The 788-nt window shown below is 57.0% G+C and carries 1 protein-coding gene; it reads left to right on the top strand.

Annotated features, from left to right (window positions below):
* A partial coding sequence (locus IGS61_RS27755) for an elongation factor Tu (protein WP_230542508.1) occupies positions 1 to 788 on the top strand: 788 nt, incomplete at both ends.

Raw genomic sequence — 788 nt, forward strand, 5'->3', positions numbered from 1 at the left:
GTTGGCGTTCCATACATCATCGTGTTCCTGAACAAGTGCGACCTGGTCGACGACGCAGAGCTGCTGGAACTGGTAGAAATGGAAGTGCGCGAGCTGTTGTCGAAGTACGAATTCCCAGGCGACGACCTGCCAATCATCAAAGGTTCGGCACGTATGGCGCTGGAAGGCAAAGAAGGCGAAATGGGCGTTGACGCAGTGCTGCGTCTGGCCGATGCGCTGGATGCTTACATCCCAACGCCAGAGCGCGCTGTTGACGGTGCGTTCCTGATGCCAGTAGAAGACGTGTTCTCGATCTCGGGTCGCGGTACCGTTGTGACCGGTCGTATCGAGCGCGGCATTGTTAAAGTCGGCGAAGAGATCGAAATCGTTGGTATCACCGATACCGTCAAAACGACTTGCACCGGCGTGGAAATGTTCCGCAAGCTGCTGGACCAAGGTCAAGCAGGCGACAACGTTGGTCTGCTGCTGCGCGGCACCAAGCGTGAAGACGTGCAACGTGGTCAAGTTCTGGCCAAGCCAGGCTCGATCAAGCCGCATGCGCACTTCACCGGCGAGATCTATGTTCTGTCGAAAGACGAAGGCGGCCGTCATACGCCATTCTTCAACAACTATCGTCCACAGTTCTACTTCCGCACGACGGACGTGACCGGTTCGATCGAGTTGCCAGCAGACAAAGAAATGGTCATGCCAGGCGATAACGTGTCGATCACCGTCAAGCTGATCAACCCGATCGCGATGGAAGAAGGTCTGCGCTTCGCTATCCGCGAAGGCGGCCGTACCGTCGGCGC

Origin of the sequence: Janthinobacterium sp. FW305-129, assembly GCF_020858115.1 — a bacterium.
Classification (GTDB): Bacteria; Pseudomonadota; Gammaproteobacteria; order Burkholderiales; family Burkholderiaceae_D; genus Janthinobacterium.